Here is a 21,058-nt window from a genome sequence, read left to right as displayed (position 1 = left end):
ATGGGATTTACCGAATTAAATAGTGTGGAACACTACATCATCCATCAAATGAGTGGTGTTAATTTAAATGCCAATCAAGTTTCAGAGCCACAACCAACTTTTGGGGTTAAATGGCAATTCCAATCGCCAGAGCAACTAGGTCGTGGTGTCAATGAGGTATTAGTTGAGTCTCAATTGGTTAAGGCGTTAATTCGTCTTAATCCTGAGATTGAAGCTAATCCAAACTTGGCGGATGAAGTAATACATAAGCTCCGTGCTATTTTAATTTCGGTAAATCAAGTAGGTTTAGTTAAAGCTAACGAAGAGTTTTTCGCTTGGATGACAGGTGAAAAGACCATGCCATTTGGTGAAAATAATCGCCATGTACCGGTTAAGCTAATCGATTTTGAAGACTTAACTCGGAACGATTATGTAGTAACTAACCAGTTCCGTATTCACCAAAGAGAAACCAAAATACCAGATGTAGTATTGATGATTAACGGTATTCCTGTGGTAGTTGGTGAAGCGAAAACGCCAATTAGACCCTCAGTAAGTTGGTTAGACGGTGCGCATGAAATTCATCAAATATATGAAAATGCTGTGCCGCAATTGTTTGTACCTAACGTTTTATCTTTTGCCACAGAGGGTAAAGAACTGTTTTATGGTGCTATTCGCTGTCCGCTAGAGTTTTGGGCCCCATGGCGTGTAGAAGAGAATGACAGTCAAATATCTAAAGTGCTAGGTTTAGCCGAAATTGGCAAAGAGCTAACAGACTTGCTTAGCCCAGCTCGTTTACTTGATATTATGCGCAACTTTTCTTTGTTTACCACTAACAAGAAAAAGCAGCGTATTAAGGTTATTCCTCGCTTTCAGCAATATGAAGGGGCGAATAAAATTGTCCAGCGTGTTATTGAAGGCAAAATTAAAAAAGGCCTGATATGGCACTTCCAAGGCTCGGGTAAATCATTACTCATGGTGTTTGCTGCGCAAAAGCTAAGACGAGCACCAGACTTAAAAAGCCCTACAGCCATCGTATTGGTCGATAGAATTGACCTCGATACACAGATAAGTGGAACCTTTAATGCCGCTGATGTAGCTAATGTTGCTACCACTGAGACGATTAAAGAACTACAACAAATGATTGAACGAGACACTCGCAAGATCATTATTTCAACTATTCACCGTTTCCGTGATGCAAAGCCAAATATGAATGATAGAGAAAACATCATTCTATTGGTGGATGAGGCTCACCGCACGCAAGAGGGTGATTTAGGCCGACAAATGCGTGCAGCATTACCTAACGCATTCCTATTCGGTTTAACTGGTACGCCAGTTAACAAGGCAGATAAAAATACCTTTTGGGCGTTTGGCTCTGAGGAAGATAAAGGTGGCTATATGTCACGTTATACCTTCCATGATTCAATTCGAGATGAAGCAACATTGCCTCTGCACTTTGAACCACGATTAGTTGATGTACATGTTGATAAAGACGCACTTGATAAAGCTTTTGAAGAGTTTAAAGAAAGTGCTGCACTAACTGACGAAGAAGCCGATGAGCTAAACAAGAAATCGGCAAAAATGTCAGCGTTTTTGAAGTCGCCTGAGCGTGTTGAAAAAATCGTAAAAGACATTGCTGAACACTTTAAAGCTAAAGTAGCGCCTCATGGCTTTAAGGGCATGATAGTTACACCAGATCGTCATGCTTGTGTGCAATACAAAGAAGAGCTAGATAAGTACTTTCCTGAAGAGGCCAGTAAGGTTGTTATTTCTACTACTGCCAATGATGATTTTGAGTTTAAGCAAAAGTGGGCGGTAGATAAAAGTCAGCAAGAAAAGATTGTTGATGAGTACAACGATGCAACATCAGAGCTTAAGTTCATCATTGTAACAGCCAAGCTGTTAACCGGCTTTGATGCCCCAATTTGTCAAACCATGTACTTAGACAAGTCATTAAAGGACCATACGTTACTTCAGGCAATTTGCCGTACAAACCGGTTATATCCTCAAAAAACATTTGGCTGTATTGTTGATTACTTTGGTGTATTTGATGATGCTGCCAAAGCACTAGAGTTTGATGAGCAAAGTGTTAAGCAGGTTATTACTAACCTTGGTGATTTACGTTCTAGGTTGCCACAAGCAATGGCTGATGCGTTAAGACACTTTGAAGGGGTAGATAGAACTCTTGATGGGTTTGAGGGCTTAGAAGCAGCACAGAACGCTATTAATACCGATGAAAAGAAAGATGCCTTTGCCAAAGACTTTAAGTACCTTGCTAAGTTATGGGAGTCTTTATCTCCTGATAATATCTTGGATGTTTATAACCAAGACTATAAATGGCTAGCTCAGGTGTTTGAGTCGGTAAAACCTGCTTCGGATAATGTTGGTAAAATGCTGTGGTTGGCACTTGGTGCGCAAACCACACAATTGATCCACGAGAATATTCATGTAGGTGAAGTGCATACGCTAGAAGAGTTTGTGTTAGATGCTGATGTCATAGAAAACATCTTCAACAACCCAGACCCGAGAAGAGTAAAACAGCTCGAAAAAGATCTAATTAAACGCTTCGTCAAACATGGCGGCAATGCCAATTTTAAAAAGCTAAGTGAGCGTTTAGAAGAGCTGCGTGACAAGGCTGAAAAAGGCTTAATTACCTCAATTGAATTCGTAAAAGAGTTATGTGCCATAGCCAAAGATACGGTTAAAGCTGAAAAAGAGCTAGAACAAGAGCTTCAAGAAAAGTCACCAAAAGCTGCACTTACAGAACTGTTCTTAGAGCTTAAGACTGATGAAACACCTGCTGTTGTCGAGCGCATAGTTACCGACATTGATGCAATCGTAAGGGTAGTCAACTTCCCTGGCTGGCAAAACACAGTAGGTGGTGAACGAGAAGTACAAAAATCACTACGCAAAGCCTTACTTAAATACAAATTACATAAAGACCAAGTGCTATTTGATAGGGCATATGGTTACATCAAGGAATATTATTGATGGAAAAGCATGAAGAAGTGCATCGCGCGGCTAGAGCGCAGGCAAAAGAGATTTGGAAGTTGCTTGAGTATATTCGTGGTGCGGCTCCAATTTCAGATTATCGTTCACTAGCTTACGCCATTTTGTTTATTCGATATCTGCAAGACATTAGTGGAAAACATTTTGAAGCACCAGGATTTTATACGTTTGATGAAATTCGCTCTCATATACATAGTCTTACATCACATTGTATAGATTTAGGCTTGCTCCCTACAAATCTAGGTCATATAGCGAGCGAGTCTATCCAAGAGATTCTTCTCAAGAACAATCGAATTGATGAAGAATCTGTAAGGTTGGCTATACGAGGGAAATTAGTAAATAGACACAAAGATGTAGCTAGGTTTACCCTCTCTGAATTGAATAGCCTTTTCGCAGAGAATGAGTCTAAATCAGGAAGTGAGTTTTATACACCTAGAGATGTTAACAGGCTAGTAACGACTTTAGGTTTGAATTATTCTCCTAGGTCAGTTTGTGACCCATTTGCTGGTGGAGGTAGTACCGCATTTTCATTTCATGAAGCGATGAAGGGGCAAGTCAGAGTTGATACGCAGGAAATGAATCCTGACATTTATTTTCAATTGGTCGTCACTAGAATCTTGAGACAGATTGGTGGGGATGATTTCTTAGAAGACTCGATCAGCAACCCTAAACTAAATAGTGAGCTTTATGACTTAGTCGTTTCCTTTCCGCCTTTTGGTCTGAAACTTCCCATATCATTAAGGGAGCGATTGTTCCACGATAGTTCTAGACCTTGGCTATGGTTAGGAGAGAAACTTCCAGCGTCAAGATCCGACTGGGTAACAACGCTTTCTATGCTGCCACCTTTAAATAATAAAACCAAACTAATTATCGGAATGTCTTTGAGCGCATTGACTAGAACTGGTTCCGAAGCTTCTGTTAGGAAAGTTCTCTCCGAACAAAATATTATTGATACAGTTATCTTATTACCTAAAGGTATCCATTACTCCACTGGAATAGCAACGGTCTTATTAGTCTTTGATATGAATCCACAGCAAAGCCAAAACAAGGTTCGCTTTGTTGATGCATCGCTTTTTTACCAACCTCGTCGAGGGAGAAATATACTCGCCCCAGAGAACATTGAGCGTATAGTTGAGTCTTGCATTTCTGATGGGCGCTTTAGTAAAACAGCAACTCTAGATGAAATTGCTCAAAATAAATTCAACCTAAACCCGAGCCTTTACGTTGAAAAAACGATAAAAGTAAGCCAGGTGAAACTTACAAATTTCAGAGGTTACACCGATTTCACCGTCCCTATACATGAATCTTTGACTGTCTTAGTCGGAGAGAATGGAGCAGGTAAAACTTCAATTCTTGAAGCTATCTCATGTGGTTTAGGACCGTTTCTAACCGCAATGCCTGAAGCCAAAGGTAAGTTGATTCGTAAATCAGACATTCATGTTGGTTCTAATGGTGTTGCTGACTTTGCTCGTATATCAATGGATACGGCTTCTAGTTTAAGCTGGGATTTAGTAACGAAGGGCTCAGATAGAAATACTCTAGCTAAAATTGGTACTCAGGCACTATCTGATTTTGCTAGTCAAATTGTTGATAACATGGATGAATATCCGCTTATCGCTTATTACGGAACAAATAGGGCACTGTCTTCTTCAAGCGGAAAGGTTTCAATTAGCCCTTTTGAAGAGGCTCAACGAAGTGAAGGGTACGATTCAGCTCTCGATGCAAAAATCAACTACGGTTCGCTCAAAAATTGGTTCTCAAAAATTGAGGTCGACGAGCTAAAACTAAGAGATGAAAAGAAAACCCACTCCTTTTCCCACCCCGCAAAAGCTCTTGTGAAAACGGCTGTAAAGCAAATAGTGGAAAGAGCAGAGGATGTTGCTTTTGATAAAACGATAAACGATGTTGTTGTGTCTTGGAGAAATGAGAATGATGAGGTCATATCTTTAGGTTTAGAACAACTAAGCGAAGGCTATCGAAATATGGTTGCACTTACTATCGACCTAGTAAGAAGAGCTTATCTCTTAAACCCTACTTCAAAATATCCGCTCGATGTATCTGGAGTAGTTATTATCGACGAAATTGAGCTCCACTTGCATCCAAGATGGCAGCAAAAGATTCTAGGAGATTTAAGGGACTTGTTTAAGAGCATTCAGTTCATTGTCACTACACATAGCCCTCAAGTACTGACAACCGTTAATGTCGAATCTATTCGTATTGTGTCTGCCGATGCGAAAGAAGCGAAGCAATTAACTGGAACTAGCACCTATGGGGCAGAGAGTTCACGGATGTTGGAAGACGTGTTAGGTGGTTCAACTCGTCCTCAGCATATTGAAATTGTACGAAAGTTAAATCGTTATACTGAACTGGTGGAATCTGACCAATGGGATTCAGATGAAGCGTTAGGGCTAAGAGAAATATTATATAAATGGGGCGGGCAAACAGAAGCAGAGCTTCAAAGGCTAGAAACAGATATTCGTATTCGTGAGTTTGAGCGAGACAATGAAAAAAATCAATAAAGGATCAGAGCCAAACCGGCTAGGAGTATTCAGAGTGGTAAATCCTGATGCTTTGTGGGATAAAGGTTGCAAAAACAGTGGATTAATTGGTGAGACTTTCCGTTGCTGTGCTACTAGATATCATGAAACTCAACAACAATTGCGGACGGATCAAGGCAATTTATGTGCATATTGTGAACAGGATTTATTATCTGGGACAAACGGAATTCTGGACGACTGTCGTATTGAGCATTTTCATCCCAAGTCGAGACGTAAGCTGGGAGAGGTTAACTGGGGGTTAAATTGGGCTAACTTACTAGTTGTTTGCTGTGGAGGGAATCAAAGGAAGGTTGTTGATCCCGAAAATCGATTTGATACTAGGCCTGAAAACTACTCTTGTGATGTACTAAAAGGTGATAAAATTCTAGATACAATTGTCTTTAACCCTCTAAATTTACCAGATATCAATATTTGGAAGTTTTACCGCTCGACAGGCTTGATTGATGTCGATGAAAGTATTTGTACGGCTCGTGGTCTAGACGTCAAAATGGCCCGTCAAACCGTAAAGGAGCTAAACTTAAATTCTCCACGAATCATGCGAGCTCGAAAAGCAATCCTCGATAACCTCAATAGTCGAATTACAGAGAGGTTGAAGAGTGGAGAAACAGTAGAAGAAGCCCGAAGAGTTTTAGCCGCATCAGTGCTTAGAAAGAATAGAGCAGGTGATTGGCCCTCTTTTTTTAGTACGACACGCTTTTACCTAGGTCAGCAAGCTGAACAAATTTTAGTTCATCCACTTTAAACTTTCATAAATTGCTTGGTTCCTGTAACAGAGAGGCTGCCTTTGGCGGCCTCTGCTATATGCCCGCTCCACCAGCTCATCATGGGCCTTCTACGCTCTAAAAAATCAGAGCGGTTGTAAGCAGCTCGCACCAAATTTGAGTCAACGTGTGATAAGGCTGCTTCAATTAGATCTGATTCAAAACCTTGTTCATTAAGCGTTGTACTTGCCATTGAGCGTAGTCCATGGCTAACCAGCTTACCTCCAAACCCCATTCGTTTTAATGCCATATTTGCAGTCTAAGAATTACAGTGAGTTTTGGGGTTTCTATCAGATGCGAATATATATTCGCGGTGGCCACTTATCGGTTTAATTGTATCTAGAATACCAAGCATTTGTTTCGTTAGTGGAATGACATGCTCTCTGCGTTTTTTCATTTTTTCAGCAGGTATCGTCCAGATTAAATTCTCAATATCTATTTCTTCCCAACGAGCTGTAGCGGCTTCTGAAGGCCTTGAGATAGTGTGAAGCTGCCATTCTATAAGACATCGAGTAACACGCTTAATAGAGGCTTGTGAAAGCGCTAGCATCAGGTTTGGTAACTCTGATGGTGGTAGCGTCGCCATATTTTCTTTTTTTGGCTTTTTAAATGCTGAGCGCATGCCAATAAGAGGGTTAGCGTCGATATAACCACAGTTGACACCATAGTTCATGATTTCATTTAGACGTTGGTTTAAACGTTTTATTGTTTCTAAACTGCCTTGAGCTTCAATAGGGCGGAATACCTGAATTACTTTAGGAGCTTTGATGTCAATCAATGGTACCGCACCAAGTTCGGGGAAAACGTGCCTTTCTAATGAGCGCCATGTTTTAGCTGCATGATCTTCGGTGACTTCATGCTTTTTAATTTCTAGCCATTCGGCGGCTACAAATTTTAAGGTATAGAGTGACTCTTGCTTTAACTTGAATGATTCTTGTTCTCGTTTTTCTTTGGGGTCGATACCACTTGCAACAAGTTCGCGGTATTCGATTACCGCTTTTCTTGCTTTGACTAATGACACTTCAGGGTAGGTGCCTAATCCTATATTTACGCGTTTCTTTGTTACTGGGTGATAGTATTTAAAGTTCCAGTGCTTTGAACCGTTAGTTCGCACTCTTAGTTGGAGGCCGTTGCCATCAGAAAGTGTTTTCTCTTTAGAACCAGGTTTTAGGTTCTTGATTTGAGTGTCTGTCAACGGTGTTGATCTTCTAGCCATAAAATCAAGCTCTCCAGAGGAAGTCGTTAAGCTATAGTATCCCAAAGATAGATGAAAATTCGTTGGGATACTCGCTGGGATACTAAAATTTTAAGCTTCTATGAAACCTTACAAGACCTTATGATACTTTAAGTTGTTGATTTTACGTTTTTCAGGCAATAAAAAAGACGTCCTGAGACGTCTTAATTACTTAATTTGGTGGAGGCGGCGGGGCTCGAACCCGCGTCCAGAAAGCCTACATCCAAGGCGCTACATGCTTAGTCTCTCTATTGGTTAACCAAGTACACTCCGAAAGACAGGATTGCAATTGGCGAGTTCGGTACTGCTTCGCGGTTCACCCCCGAACAAGGTTCCCTCGCTAGTACGATGTAAGATGACCATCAAAATCCACTGCCCATGTACGAAACGTGTGGCTGATGGCTAGCTAGCCTAAGCTGCTAGAGCGTAGTTATCGTCGTTTGCAACTATAACTGTGCGGCTTTTTACGAGGCCAACCGCCCCTCGGCATGCTCCCAGGGTTTCGTGAATCCTGTCGAATCCAAAATCGCCCCCAAGTACAAATTGATTGTAACGCTTTGTCTGCTAATTACCTAGTGACATTTACCAAGCGACAATCGTTTGTTCGTTTTGCGTTCGAAATCAGCGTTACTTGCGTAACGAATCTTTCATTGTGCGTGATTTTTCAATCTGCCATTCGCGCTCTTTGGTGTCGTCCCGTTTATCGTGGTCTTTTTTACCTTTACCGAGTCCGACTTCAATTTTAACCCATGCGCCTTTGGCCCAATACATTGATATAGGCACCAGAGAGTATCCTTGGCGGTCCACCATGCCCTGGAGTTTATCGAGTTCTTTGCGCTTGAGTAATAATTTACGCGAGCGCATTGGGTCGCATACCACATGTGTTGATGCGGTATTGAGTGGTGTGATGGTACAACCAAACAAGTAAGCTTCGCCGTCTCTAATAAACACATAGCTTTCAGAGAGGTTGATTTTACCCATTCGAATCGACTTCACTTCCCATCCCATGAGGGATAGACCTGCCTCAACCTTGTCTTCGAATTTATAGTCGAAGGTTGCACGCTTATTGCGAGCAATTGTTGCGGTTGGATTCTTTGATTTTTTTGCATTTTTCTTAGCCATAGGCCAGCTATTATACGCGCACCTGAGCAAGATGGAATTGCTGCAACGGCAATATTTAGTCGATTAGTGTGGCAAAAGCAGAGTTTGTTGGTTTTTTATGCGTTAATCCACAGCGGTGATGTTGGTCTAATGCGTTTTTTTAGAACCGTGTTAAAATTTGCCGTTAATAGATAAATGGAATAGTGAAAGCAAAGTTAATGGCGCAGATAACTCGTAGTGTCTTAGTTCGTTTTAGTGCGATGCAAATGTATGAGCTGATCAATGATGTTGAGTCTTACCCAGAGTTTTTACCCGGCTGCGTCGGTGGCAAAGTGCTCGAGTTTGATGGGGAGACCATGCTAGCTTCAGTTGATGTCAGTAAAGCGGGGATAAGCAAAACGTTTACGACGCGCAATCACGTCATTCCAGGCAAGCTGATTAAGCTTGCTTTAGATAGTGGTCCCTTCAAGCATTTAGACGGAGAATGGCGCTTCATTGAGCTGGCTGAAGATGCTTGTAAAGTTGAGTTCGAATTAAGTTTTGAATTTTCAAGTGCATTGGTTGAAGTGGCATTTGGCAAAATTTTTAAAGAGCTCATGGGGTCGATGGTGACGGCCTTTACCTCGCGCGCAAAAGTGATTTATCTCAATGACTAGCAATGCGAAGAATCAAGGCTTGATGAGTGTTGAAGTCATTTATGCGCTGCCCAATCAACAGAAACGTATTCGCTTGCAGGTCAAATCTGGCACGACTTGTATTGAAGCGGTCACACAAAGCAACATCGCAGCACTTTTTGACGAGATAGATTTAGCATCCGTTAAGCTTGGGATCTACAGCCGCTCAGTAAAGCATCATCAAGTGGTGAAATCCGGGGAGAGAATTGAGATTTATCGCCCTTTGCAAGCCGATATGAAAGCGATGCGAGTCAAAGCTCAAGAGGTTCGGCAACGTCGGTTAGAAGAAACCTTAGTGTTTGAACGTTGCAATGAATGCCGCCGCATTTGTTTTGAGTGTCGCCCGAAAAAAGCTGCGCTTGCAGCGTTAGCTCAGGCGAGTTAGTGATTCTTAAGTTGAACTTTGGCAGTGTGATGGATTCCCGCTAGGAATCCATTTTGCTTGGCTTTATCGTTTCTGCTTCCTAAATGTTCATTTGTCGATTTGCGTATCCTTCGTCATATTGAATTCACCTTTCACAGTCTGTATAAAGGAGACCAAGATCAAACAAGGCCATAATTTTTGCGCCTGAAACTTGGTAGCCTTTGATGAATTGTGAACCCAATACATTTGCTGTGAATGTCGTTTATGCTTTACCCGAGCAGCAAAAAGTGATTTCTGTAACCGTTGAACCAGGAACGAGTTGTATTGAGGCGGTGCGCCAAAGTCATATTGTTGATTTTTACCCAGAGATTGATTTAGAAACGGTGAAGCTGGGTATTTATAGCCGTTTGGTCAAACATCATGAGGTACTGCAACCTGGCCAGCGGGTAGAAATCTATCGCCCATTAATTGCTGATCCTAAGGATGTACGCCGTCGTCGTGCAGAGAAGGCAAAATTGGAAGGTCGTGCAAATAAAGTGACCGGTGGAAAGCTCTCTTAGACCTGAGAATGGTGAAATCGTCATGGGGCGAGTAACCTATGAATATCAAAAAAGCGCCGATGGGCGCTTTTTTTGGTTAAGTAATCACTGCTTATTGAAAGTAAGCATGAATCCATTCGAACTTTCATGCTGGCCTGCTTTTCAGTGATACTTAGTCGAATTTCTTCTGGGCTTGGGGTTGGCCAGACTCCTCTTCAACCAGTGGTTTTTTCTCTGGTCGTTGCTCAGGAACCTGGGGTTGTAAATCCTTTGGGTTTGCCATTGGAAGCTTGCTTTGTTCAAGCGGCGTATAAAATTCAGCACTCAATTCATAGTCGCCATCGACTTTGACTAATTTGTCAGCTTCAAACCTTAAAACAAGTTCTTTGTGGGTAATTTTCGCATTGCGGCCATTTTTATAATGATAAACATAATACCAAGTATCATCAGCAAAACTATCTCGAAGAACCGGCCGGCCTAAAATATATTCAGCTTGTTCTTTTGTCATCGCAATACGCAACTGCTCGACCTGTTGAGGCTCCATGTAGTTGCCTTGTGGGATATCAGGCTTATAAATCAACCAATCGAATACGCTACAGCCACTGAGTGTGATGGAAAGCGCCATTGCGCCGACGAAGGTAAGACTTTTATTTTTGATGGTCATTGAATGCGCTACTTCTTTAAAAATTGCTGGCCATAATACCCAAGCTCTATAGCTACTGACAAGTGTTTGCGTTGAACGTTCCAATTCCTTAAGCGTTTTCACGAATAAGTCCGGTTCGTGTACGGTTTCTGTTACGTCACCGATTTAATATTTCTGGTTGCAAATCCAGTGATTGTTTTACTTTTATGCAGCCAATGCTAAATTGAGCAAATAGCTGTATTGGTTAATTAAAGTTAATTGTTTACTAATGTAAGACTGTTGAACTTTTGAGGTGCAATTGTGGTGAAGAGTGGTCATTTAATTTGTGTTGGAACCGGTATGGTGCTGGCTGGCCAAATAAGTGCTCTCAGTCGCAGTTATATTGAGCAAGCTGATATCGTGTTTGCGCTCATGCCCGATGGGTTTGCTCAACTTTGGTTAGAAGATCTCAATGAGAATGTCGTAAATCTGCAGCAGTTCTATGCTAGAAATGGTGAGGCTAAAAGTCGGCGCTTAACCTATGAACAAATGGTAAATGCCATGCTGGCTGCGCTTCGGCAGGGGCAAAATGTAATGGGTGCATTTTACGGCCACCCAGGTGTATTTGCTTGCGTACCGCATCTTGCGATTGCGCAGGCCAAGCGGGAAGGATTCATTGCCCGTATGGAGCCCGGCATCAGTGCAGAAGCATGTTTATGGGCTGACTTAGGCATTGATCCTGGGCAAACCGGCCATCAAAGTTTTGAAGCAACGCAATTTATGTTTTACCAGCACACGCCAGATCCTGCTTGTCATTTGTTGCTATGGCAAATTGCGATTGCGGGAGAACATACATTGAAAACGTTTCAAACCAATGAATCTCGCTTGCAAGTGTTGGTCGAGTTGTTACTGCAGTGGTATGCGGGTGAACATGAAGTCATCATCTATGAGGCTGCGAACTTGCCCATTCAATCTCCAAGGATAGAAAAGTTGCCTTTATCAAGCTTACCCCAAGCGCATTTAACAACGGCGAGTACGTTATTGATCCCCCCGGCACGTAAATTGGCCGTAAATACGCAAATATTGACTAAACTTGGCATTACGGCTGCCGATTTAGGTTAATGTGACTCAAAGTAAAATCAGTTTTTGTTTTTTAAAAAGGAATTCTTGATATGTCAAAGTTAAAAGATTTTATGGTTGATTTAGCAAGTGATGCAAAATTGACGGAAGCGTATCGGCAGAACCCAATCGATACCATGAAAAGTTACGGCCTTACGGACGATGAAATCAAAGCTGTGATGAGTAATGATCAAGACGCCTTGAAAAAAATTACCGGTGAAGATGATTTTCAGCATTATATTATTATTCACAAATTTGATGAATAAATAGCCAAGTGCGTTTTATCCTCCTGTTTTCAATATTACTGAGCAGCTTGCCTTTAGGGGCAAGTGAGCTCGCTGTGGATGATTTTTTAATTGAAATTGAAAATAAAATTAAAACGCAACCCAATGTTGTTCCGGATCTCGTCGATCGTGTTCTCGAGTCAAACCAGGCTTTGACCGCTGAGCAAAGAGCTCGCTTGCTACTTTCACAAAGCCATCTTAAATTGCTTAGTGCTGACTATGGCGCATCTTTAATTCTATTGAACCAGGCTGAGGAACAAAGGCCGCCCGCACACATTTTGACCAAGATTTATCATTATCAATCTACGGCATATTTGCTGTTGCAAGACTATGATAATGCACTCAAGGTTATTGCCGCGAACCTTTCTCGAATAGAGAAAATCGAAGATTTGGATGTAAAAATCATTTCCTACATTCGATTAGCCAGTGTATTTGATCAATTGGGAGCGTACGAGGAAGCGATGACTTATGCACTGCTTGCTCGAGATTTAACCCAAGACACCGATCCTCACAATTATTGTTCAGCCGCAATTTCTGTGGCTGTTAGTCATTTGGAATTAGGCCATCTATCTAAAGCTAAATCAGGCTTTTTTGCGAGCAAACGAGCCTGCATTGTCGCGAAACACGATATTGTTACTGCGATGAGTATTAAGGGGTTAGGGCATGTCGCGCTAAAAATGGGTGATTATCCCGAAGCAGAGAAGCGATTGTTAGAAGCTCTTAAAGCGTATCAACCCTTTCAATATCAGCAGGAAATCACAGCGATTCAAGCGCTATTGTCGGAAGTCTATTTAGCTTTAGGTCAGGTCGATAAAGCCCATGATTATGCTCAGCGTGTACTTGCAGCAAAAACTGACAATTCAGATGTACTTCATTTAGAAATTGCGACTCGTGTGCTATCCGGGGTAATGCAACAACAGCAGCAATACGAACTTGCTTATCAGTATCTGCGAGACAGTAATTCATATCAAGATCAAATCATGAATGCGGCAAAAGCAAAAGCCAACGCCTATCAAACTGCAAAGTTCAATAGCGCAGAAAAAGAACGTGAAATTGCCCTTTTGAATAAAGACCGAGAACTGTACTTGTCAATGCAGCTTACTAAAGAGCAAGAGCATGCCAATATGGTTTTGCTAACGACCCTGTTGGTCGGTGGAGTTTTCTTTTTAGGGATTTTGGTCGTTGTTGGCTATATGCAAAAACAAAAGTTTATGCGGTTATCCAAAATCGATTCATTAACGGGCATTATGAATCGTGGCGCGGGACAGGATATGGGGGAGGATGCTTTAATTAAAGTTCAGGCTCAACAAGGAAGCTATTCGGTAGTTCTGTTTGACATGGACCATTTTAAGTCCATCAATGATAACTTTGGTCATGCTACGGGGGATTGGGTACTTAAAAAAGTGGCAGACACAATTTCAGGCATGCTCAAAAATAGCGACATTTTTGCCAGAGTAGGAGGAGAAGAGTTTGTGATCCTTTTGCCTTTTGCGGATGAAGCGCATGCGCTAGGTGTTGCTGAAAGTTGTAGGCTGGCGATTGAAAGTATTGATACCAAATATTCTGGTCAAGATTTCTCTATTACCGCCAGTTTTGGGATTGCGCATTTAGCCGCTGATGATTTAAGCCTTGACCCGATTTTACATCGCGCTGATGTCGCACTGTATCACGCTAAAGAGCAGGGACGGAATTTGGTCTCTAAGTATGTTGCAGAGATGGAAGGCTTTGGCAGTAATGCTGCCGTTCAAAATCAACTGGCGCTCAATTAAATCCATTTGTTTTTGTTTACCTCACCGGTTTTTCTCTTTACCAAATCGACATCTTTTATCCAGACATGTGAATCACACATATCAACCTTATATTAATAAGCATGCCTAGAAACAGTGTCTGTGAGGTGCCTTTTTGCGGCGTTGTTCCTCCAAGCGCGCATAATGGTTCGAATAGAGATGATCTACCGCTGGATGGAGATCCTTGATCATGATGAAAGATAGGGGCCAATCTCGACCAAACAGTAAAACCTGCATCTTGTGATTTAATTAAAACACTTTCCTAACAAACCAGTATTAATCTTCAAGCCTAATTTCAAAATAATTTGGCGCTTTACCAAAATAATTATGCATTTCTGACGGGCAACACTTAGCCACTATTCAAAGAACTCACATTAATGCGTGCTTACCTTTACGTTAGCGTCAAAATAAAACGACTGTTTGAATTCTCTGTTTTGTAATTTCCACTCAAGCTGCTGATATTAATTGATAAATTGACTATAGGCTAAAGTCTAAGCTAAACAAAATGCCCAAATGACTCAAGTTTGTAATCTGTGTTTGCGTGTAAATAATTCATTGCGTCATGTAAAAAAAATACGGATAAGCATTCGCGTCGAATGACGTGGTCAACTGGTAAGACAAATTTTTTAGAACCAACCTTCACAATAGGGCGGGCTAATTTATATGTAATATTTACAGTTACTTAGGTGGGAGTCTGTCTTTTGGTCAGACCAATTTTTGAGGTTGTTTTTATTGATCTAAGTCAAGCTTTGTTCGCTTTAGCATTGTTGCAAATACAATGGTTAGTCGATAACTTTTAGTACGAAACAAACATTTGCTGGTTTTTTGGTCGGGATCACCAATTTCGACATTTGCGGTTAGCTGGATTGTTATAAAAGAGACTTTAGGAAAGATTGGGATGACACAACAAGTACAGTTAAAGCAAAAGAACACCTCGGTATCGCCATTGATGCTGAAGGGATCTGATGTGGCAGGCCAAGAGCGCCTTTTGAATGCTCAATCATTGTGTTTATTAGCTCATGTGTGTGAGGCTTTTTCAAAAGACCATGCAGCACTTTTAGCGCAACGTATTGTACGACAAGAACGGTTGGATTGCGGTGAATTACCGCAGTTCATGAAGCAAACTCGTGCTGTCCGTGCTGGAAAATGGACTGCAAACGCATTGCATCGTCAATATACCAATCGAAAGGTTGAGCTCAAATTAGATCCTCGTCATCTTGAAAGCGCTGGTGCGCAAACAAAGCAGATTGATGGGGTGGTGATTGACTATCAAACGGTGATGACGTGGCCAGAACGTATTGCGGCAATGTTACGTGCGATGGAGCTGACACGTGGGGAGTTGGCTATTGGTTTGGCTTATCACGAAAGCCAAGGCATTGCGCTCACTCCAAATTTAGCTTGCCGAACAAGACCTTTAGATGAGATTGAGGGCAATGTGCACCTGAATGAAGAAGGTATTCCTGCAGCACTGTTTGACTTGACGATGCACCTATTTCATAACTTTCGCCACCAATTATTACATGGTGCTATGCCGCATGTTGAGATCGACGATATTCAATCTGCTGACGAAGCATACTGGTGGTCGAAAGTGCTCTCTTTTTTAGAAAATCGCTTTTGCTTAAAGCCTGGAACGATTAAATGTACCTGCAAAATTGCCAGTTATAGTGCGGTATTTGAAATAGAAGAGGTTGTTCATGGATTAAGAAATCACGTCATTGCATTACGGAGTGATATTAATTCGTTCTCTTTAGCTTATAACGAATCATTTATCCATCAGCAGGATAGGCAACTTCCCTTCGACGTACTCAAGGATAGTCGCCACCCCATTTCAGATGCATATTTAAGGCAAATTGTGAAGGTCGCGCATCGACGTGGCGTATTAGCATTGACTGAGATGGACACTAACAATTTCCAGGATGAGCAAGATGCTATTCATCATATCTCTCACGTCATTCGATTAGGGTATGACGGCATTTCAATATCGGATGAGACTTTATTGGCATCAACTAAATCATCAATTGAACAATATATTGGTGAACATAATGACAATCAGTTGCACATAACACGTGATGTCGATGCACCTGTTGCCGTCAGCGATTTAATCAAATCACAATAGACCGAAACTCTGTTTGATAGAAACCCAAGGCCGAAAGGCTCGTATAAATAAGGAGTAGCCTTATGAAAGAAGCAACTACCCAAATGACCCGTCAACAAAAAATTGAAAGTATTGAACATGATTGGGCAACTAATCCGCGCTGGAAAAACGTTCGTCGCCCATATTCTGCGAGTGAGGTAGTGGCTTTACAGGGATCTGTCGTCATTGAAAATACCATGGCGAAACGTGGCGCTAAAAAGCTATGGGAACTTCTCCATGGGGATGCCAAAAAAGGCTATGTTAATTCGCTGGGTACACTCAGTGGTGGTCAAGCGGTGCAACAAGCAAAAGCAGGGTTAGAGGCCATTTATTTATCAGGGTGGCAAGTTGCTGCTGATGGTAACTTAGCGGGTGCAATGTACCCCGATCAATCTTTATACCCCGTGAACTCGGTGCCAACACTCGTCTCGACAATCAATAGTGCGTTTCAGCGAGCCGACCAAATTCAATGGTCGAATGAAATTGAGCCAGGCCAGAAAGGCTATGTAGATTATTTCTTGCCAATTATTGCAGATGCCGAAGCTGGATTTGGTGGTGTACTGAATACCTTTGAGTTGATGAAGAGTATGGTTGATGCAGGTGCTGCGGCGGTTCATTTCGAAGACCAGCTGGCTTCCTTAAAGAAAGATGGTCACATGGGTGGCAAAGTGTTGGTTCCAACTCAAGAAGCGATTCAAAAGCTTGTTTCTGCGCGTTTAGCAGCAGATGTATGTGGTGTCGACACCCTCATTATTGCACGAACGGATGCCAATGCAGCAGGGTTGCTTACTTCTGATTGTGATAGTCAAGATCGAGACTTTTTGACGGGGGAGCGAACCAAAGAAGGTTTTTATCGTGTGAATGCTGGGATTGACCAAGCGATAGCTCGAGGTCTTGCTTATGCTCCTTATGCTGATCTGGTTTGGTGTGAAACTGCGACGCCTGATCTTGAAGAAGCACGTAAGTTTGCTGATGCAATTCATCAACACTTCCCAGATCAGATCTTGGCATATAACTGTTCGCCATCATTTAATTGGCGTAAAAATTTAGATGACGAAACCATTTCTCGTTTCCAGCAAGAGTTGTCTCAAATGGGGTATAAGTACCAGTTTATTACTTTAGCTGGCATCCATAACATGTGGTACAACATGTTCGATTTGGCATATTGTTCAGCGCGAGGTGAAGGGATTAAGCACTATGTCGATAAGGTACAAGAAGCTGAGTTTGCCGCATCGAAGAAAGGTTATACCTTCGCTTCTCATCAACAAGAAGTGGGAACCGGTTATTTTGACCGCGTGACTAACATTGTTGAGGGGGGGGAATCGGAAGTGACTGCGATGACAGGTTCGACGGAGGAAGCGCAATTTCCAGTCAATGATCCCGAATAACGCCAATTAAGTTTAGCAACCGATGGTTGTGTCGCCCCATGCTATATCCTACGTGTAGCATGGGGCTTTTATTTGAACTGGCCTACAGCTTGAATATTATTATTGCCTATTTAACTCTCTGAAGTTGCTCTAAAGCGTTTTACTGCTAACATTTTAATGTAGAACACAAAATAATAACGACAAAGCAAGGTTGTACTGCATTTGAATACGGTAACGGGGAAAACCAAAGGGACTGAATATTGGACACAACGGATCAGTGAGCAGGAGATGCCTGCGCTGTGCTCTACGGTTGGCACATTAGAGAAACTAGCAAGAGACGATAAATCTTCTTTGTCGATTCTTGGGCGTAGTGTTATGCACGATAACGCCCTGACCGCACGGATCCTCCGTGTCGTTAACTCCGCAATTTATAGTAAAGGTAATACGCAAATTACGACGGTGAGTCGTGCAGCAGTCATTTTGGGTTTTGACTGTCTACGCAATATTTGTATTACTGCCAAATTACTGTCTAGCTTACTTGAAAATAAGAACCTTTCTCCCAAGGTGTATGAGCGTTTGCTAAAGCTGATGGCGCAAGCATTCCAAGCGGCTGTGCTCGCCAAAATGATGCTTTATGAGCATGATGAAGAAGTGCAGGAGCAGGTATTCATTGCCGCATTACTACACCATTTAGGTGAAAGTGCATTTTGGAGTTCCGGCGGCGAGCTTACCGAGCAGTTAGATGCAGAACTGAATAAATTGATTCATGTTAAAGATCAGCACGCACTGATTCGAAAGCGACTTGGCACCACCTTTTCGCAATTGTCGTTGGGGATTGCTAAAAACTGGGGGTTAGGTGAGGTTTTGATTAAATCTTTGACCAATCCGTTAGAAAAAACTCCAGAAACTCAGTCTATTTTTATTGCGAATCAACTCAGTGAAGTTTTGACGCAAACTGAGCAAGATCCTGAGCGATTTGAAGCGTTGATTGCTCAAGCTTCAGAGATGCTGGGCGTTGATGCGAAAAAGTTCCGAAAAAAAGTGATTCGATGTGCTAGTGCAACACATAAATTAGTGGATGCATATGATGCCAAAGCCCTTGGGAATTATTTGCCTACAGAAGATTCATTAAAGCGCATTACCGAATCAGAAGAGGATGAAAAAGCGCAAGAGGCAGACAAATTAGTTCGCCAGAATGATGCCAGTATTGAGCTAAAAAAGTTAAAACAGCTTACTCGTTTTACTGTTGCTAAGACTGATTTTAATTTGATTATAACAACGGCGTTAGAAGGCATACTTGATGGTGTTGGTGTGGATCGTTGCGGGATTTGGCTTGTGAGTCCATGCCGAAAAAAGTTACAGCCTCGGATTGTGCTTGGAGATGACGTTGAAACAATGAAGCGCGAATTTTCCGTGAGTCTAACTGAGCTCAATAACGTGTTTAAGCAATGCTTAGTGAAAAGAGAAAATATTTGGGTGAATGACCCTAATAGTAAGACTTGGCGAGCGAAACTTGGAGATTACCATCGTGAGCTGGTCTCACCAAAAGGCTTTGTGTTGTGCCCGTTGGTGGTTTCAGACAAAGTTATCGGTGTTTATTATGCTGACCGAGTGACGACTTTGCGAAAGTTTGACGATGAGAGCTTTGATAGCATTTCACATTTTGCGCAGTTAGCAAATGTTTGTCTTTCGGTATCGACTCGTTAACTTACCCTTCTTGTACATTAAATCCATGACATAGGGCGGCGTGATTTGACTTACGCCGTTCTACGTTATGCTTTTATAAGTTCTGTTATGGGACCGGTTTGTTTTTTTGACTAGACTCAGCCTGAATTTGAGCGGTAATTTTTTTAGCCATTGGGTTTGGGATAGGAAAACTCAAATGATATTGAGCAATTTTCCAACCATTTTTGGTTAAGAGCAGTGTTCCTGTCCCTCGGCTTAAACCATAACTACTGTTATACAAAATTTCATCAAATACAATGACATTTCCGTGATGGTTTAGAGTTCTATGATGAACGTCGTAACGCCAGCCTCGAGTTGGTGATGCGTACTTTCTAAATTCTGGCATACGCCAATGCTCGCTTGCATCTGTACCAATAAATACGGCGTTTTCAAGATAAAGGTTGAAATATGCTGGCCAGTTAGCACTTGCGGCATAGGCATGAAGTTGATCGAGCAACTGATGTGCAGGTGCTAATTCTGCTGTGAGTGGTTGCTGAAAGGAGTCATGTTTTATTTTTTGTTCGGCGTTTACTGTAAAAGTGAGTAAATTCAATAAAACAAGGAGTAAAACAACTTTCATTGGGTTTTGGCTGATCATTTTTAACCTATTGCTTTGAGGGCATAAGGCAAGAGTTTAATTAAAATTTTTGGTATTGGATACATGAGTTGTTGGCCTCATCAATGCCAGTTGATGGGATCAAGTCGATAAAACTGACTCAATTGCTTATAGAGTTCAGGATATTGAGCCGCCATTGATTGAGATTGTTCGAAAAAGACTTCACTGACCACGGCAAAAAACTCTGCTGGATTGGTGGCGCCATAATTGTCAAAAAGTGAGGGCGTATTTGTAGCGACACAGTGCTTCAACGCTTCAAACTCTTGGCTTAATACTTTTGACCATTGTTGGTAATCTTTTGACGTGGCCAAGATAGGGGCACCATTGGCTGAACCGCTCTCTTGATCGAGTTGATGGGCAAATTCATGGATCACAACGTTGTTGCCATCAAAAGGCGCTGCTGCGCCAACAAGTGTGTCATGCCAGGATAAAATGACTTTGCCATTTTCCCATGATTCTCCAGAAAGTACGCGGCGGTTATACCATACAACGCCAGATGCATCTGTTTGTTCATTTTCAGTAATAAACGCGGATGGGTAGACGAGGATTTGTTTTAGTTGAGGATAAAACCCGGTCTGACGATTTAAAAGTAATAAACAAGCTTGCGCTGCAATTGTGACTTTGACTTCATCGTTTATCTGTATACCTTCACACCCTACAAACTCTTTTTCATGAATAAAGACTTGGATGTGTTTTTTTAATTGCAGCTGCAGATCTGCGGGCATGCTTAAAAAATAAGGAAAACGCTTCTTTAGAATATGACGCCATCGAGTTGGAAACGGTGAGCTTACAACTTTTCGACGGCGGTATTGGGCACGTTGTGGGCTTGTCACGAGCCAAGCGATAGCAACGCACCCTAAAATAAGCATCAAAATAAAAGACAGCATAGTCGCTCCAATATCCAAGGGATATATAAGAGATAAGGTCAAATGTTTGAAATGCAAGTCGTAGATATATAGCGTAAACATCTAGCTCATGCGACTTTAAGCTAAATCAAATCAGCAAATTAGTATCTATGACATGAATTGTTGTTGATATGGTTGGAAGTCAATTGTCGTTTTTGTTGGACGGATAGTGTTTCTTTTGGTGGTGAGCCTAAAGAAAAAGAAAGACTGGTAGCAAACAGGGCAAGCAATAAGGTTGCGGGGTTGAGCTTATTAAGATGAACATTAATAAGTTACATATTTT

The 21,058-nt window shown here is 41.8% G+C and carries 16 protein-coding genes, 1 other RNA gene and 1 pseudogene; 12 read left to right on the top strand and 6 right to left on the bottom strand.

The genetic code is table 11. The annotated features are described in order from the left end of the window. The 3 genes from IEY18_RS00950 to IEY18_RS00940 are packed head-to-tail and all read left to right on the top strand — an operon-like array spanning position 1 to position 6,285. On the top strand, positions 1–2,967 hold the full coding sequence (locus tag IEY18_RS00950) for a type I restriction endonuclease subunit R (RefSeq protein WP_188916932.1): 2,967 nt from the start codon (positions 1–3) through the stop codon (positions 2,965–2,967). After that, positions 2,967–5,504, top strand: coding sequence for an N-6 DNA methylase (locus IEY18_RS00945; RefSeq protein ID WP_188916930.1), 2,538 nt, complete (start codon positions 2,967–2,969; stop codon positions 5,502–5,504). Before IEY18_RS00950 ends, IEY18_RS00945 begins: the two co-directional genes overlap by 1 nt. A 34-nt stretch (positions 5,505–5,538) precedes the next feature. Then, complete coding sequence (locus IEY18_RS00940; RefSeq protein ID WP_229779684.1) at positions 5,539–6,285, top strand: retron system putative HNH endonuclease; 747 nt, start codon at positions 5,539–5,541, stop codon at positions 6,283–6,285. Here the strand turns inward: IEY18_RS00940 and IEY18_RS00935 are convergent. The 3 genes and pseudogenes from IEY18_RS00935 to smpB all read right to left on the bottom strand — a co-directional run bounded on the left by IEY18_RS00935 (position 6,282) and on the right by smpB (position 8,660). Continuing rightward, a pseudogene (locus IEY18_RS00935) lies at positions 6,282–7,520 on the bottom strand (integrase domain-containing protein). The gene IEY18_RS00940 and the pseudogene IEY18_RS00935 overlap by 4 nt on opposite strands. Before the next feature lie 196 nt (positions 7,521–7,716). Continuing rightward, positions 7,717–8,072: a transfer-messenger RNA gene (gene ssrA / locus IEY18_RS00930) on the bottom strand. A 93-nt stretch (positions 8,073–8,165) separates the two neighbouring features. After that, complete coding sequence (gene smpB / locus IEY18_RS00925; RefSeq protein ID WP_188916925.1) at positions 8,166–8,660, bottom strand: SsrA-binding protein SmpB; 495 nt, start codon at positions 8,658–8,660, stop codon at positions 8,166–8,168. A gap of 197 nt (positions 8,661–8,857) precedes the next feature. Here smpB and IEY18_RS00920 point away from each other — a divergent pair, with 197 nt between their 5' ends. The 3 genes from IEY18_RS00920 (at position 8,858) to IEY18_RS00910 (ending at position 10,237) form a co-directional block, all read left to right on the top strand. After that, positions 8,858–9,295 (top strand): SRPBCC family protein, encoded by a 438-nt coding sequence (locus tag IEY18_RS00920; RefSeq protein ID WP_188916923.1) that lies wholly within the window; start codon positions 8,858–8,860, stop codon positions 9,293–9,295. A gap of 22 nt (positions 9,296–9,317) precedes the next feature. Then, on the top strand, positions 9,318–9,698 hold the full coding sequence (locus IEY18_RS00915) for an RnfH family protein (protein ID WP_373290704.1): 381 nt from the start codon (positions 9,318–9,320) through the stop codon (positions 9,696–9,698). 203 nt (positions 9,699–9,901) lie between these two features. Continuing rightward, positions 9,902–10,237, top strand: a complete 336-nt coding sequence (locus IEY18_RS00910) for an RnfH family protein (RefSeq protein ID WP_188916919.1) — start codon at positions 9,902–9,904, stop codon at positions 10,235–10,237. Positions 10,238–10,388: 151 nt separating this feature from the next. On the opposite strand, the gene IEY18_RS00905 is transcribed toward IEY18_RS00910, so the two are convergent. Further along, positions 10,389–10,880, bottom strand: a complete 492-nt coding sequence (locus IEY18_RS00905; protein ID WP_188917850.1) for an outer membrane protein assembly factor BamE — start codon at positions 10,878–10,880, stop codon at positions 10,389–10,391. A gap of 276 nt (positions 10,881–11,156) precedes the next feature. Here IEY18_RS00905 and IEY18_RS00900 point away from each other — a divergent pair, with 276 nt between their 5' ends. From IEY18_RS00900 to IEY18_RS00875, 6 genes are all read left to right on the top strand, one after another. Next, positions 11,157–11,960 (top strand): SAM-dependent methyltransferase, encoded by an 804-nt coding sequence (locus tag IEY18_RS00900; protein ID WP_188917848.1) that lies wholly within the window; start codon positions 11,157–11,159, stop codon positions 11,958–11,960. Between the two features lie 50 nt (positions 11,961–12,010). After that, positions 12,011–12,223, top strand: coding sequence for a cytochrome c family protein (locus IEY18_RS00895; protein ID WP_188916917.1), 213 nt, complete (start codon positions 12,011–12,013; stop codon positions 12,221–12,223). Between the two features lie 74 nt (positions 12,224–12,297). Beyond that, a complete protein-coding gene (locus tag IEY18_RS00890) occupies positions 12,298–14,010 on the top strand; it encodes a tetratricopeptide repeat-containing diguanylate cyclase (RefSeq protein ID WP_188916915.1) in 1,713 nt (570 codons plus the stop codon). A gap of 916 nt (positions 14,011–14,926) precedes the next feature. Then, positions 14,927–16,144 carry an aldolase/citrate lyase/malate synthase family protein gene (locus IEY18_RS00885; protein WP_188916913.1) on the top strand — a complete coding sequence of 406 codons (1,218 nt, stop codon included), beginning with the start codon at positions 14,927–14,929 and terminating at the stop codon, positions 16,142–16,144. 62 nt (positions 16,145–16,206) lie between these two features. Next, complete coding sequence (gene aceA, locus IEY18_RS00880; protein ID WP_188916911.1) at positions 16,207–17,550, top strand: isocitrate lyase; 1,344 nt, start codon at positions 16,207–16,209, stop codon at positions 17,548–17,550. Between the two features lie 267 nt (positions 17,551–17,817). Beyond that, positions 17,818–19,236, top strand: a complete 1,419-nt coding sequence (locus tag IEY18_RS00875; protein WP_188917846.1) for an HDOD domain-containing protein — start codon at positions 17,818–17,820, stop codon at positions 19,234–19,236. 85 nt (positions 19,237–19,321) lie between these two features. On the opposite strand, the gene IEY18_RS00870 is transcribed toward IEY18_RS00875, so the two are convergent. Both IEY18_RS00870 and IEY18_RS00865 read right to left on the bottom strand, forming a co-directional pair. Beyond that, positions 19,322–19,852, bottom strand: coding sequence for a nuclear transport factor 2 family protein (locus tag IEY18_RS00870; protein ID WP_188916908.1), 531 nt, complete (start codon positions 19,850–19,852; stop codon positions 19,322–19,324). An 80-nt stretch (positions 19,853–19,932) separates the two neighbouring features. Further along, complete coding sequence (locus IEY18_RS00865; RefSeq protein WP_188916905.1) at positions 19,933–20,757, bottom strand: M90 family metallopeptidase; 825 nt, start codon at positions 20,755–20,757, stop codon at positions 19,933–19,935. Between the last annotated feature and the right edge of the window lie 301 nt (positions 20,758–21,058).

It is taken from the genome of Shewanella gelidii (assembly GCF_014647855.1).
GTDB classification, from domain to species: domain Bacteria; phylum Pseudomonadota; class Gammaproteobacteria; order Enterobacterales; family Shewanellaceae; genus Shewanella; species Shewanella gelidii.
The sequence above is the reverse complement of the archived record's forward strand: the minus strand, read 5'-3'. Positions and strand labels throughout refer to the sequence as shown.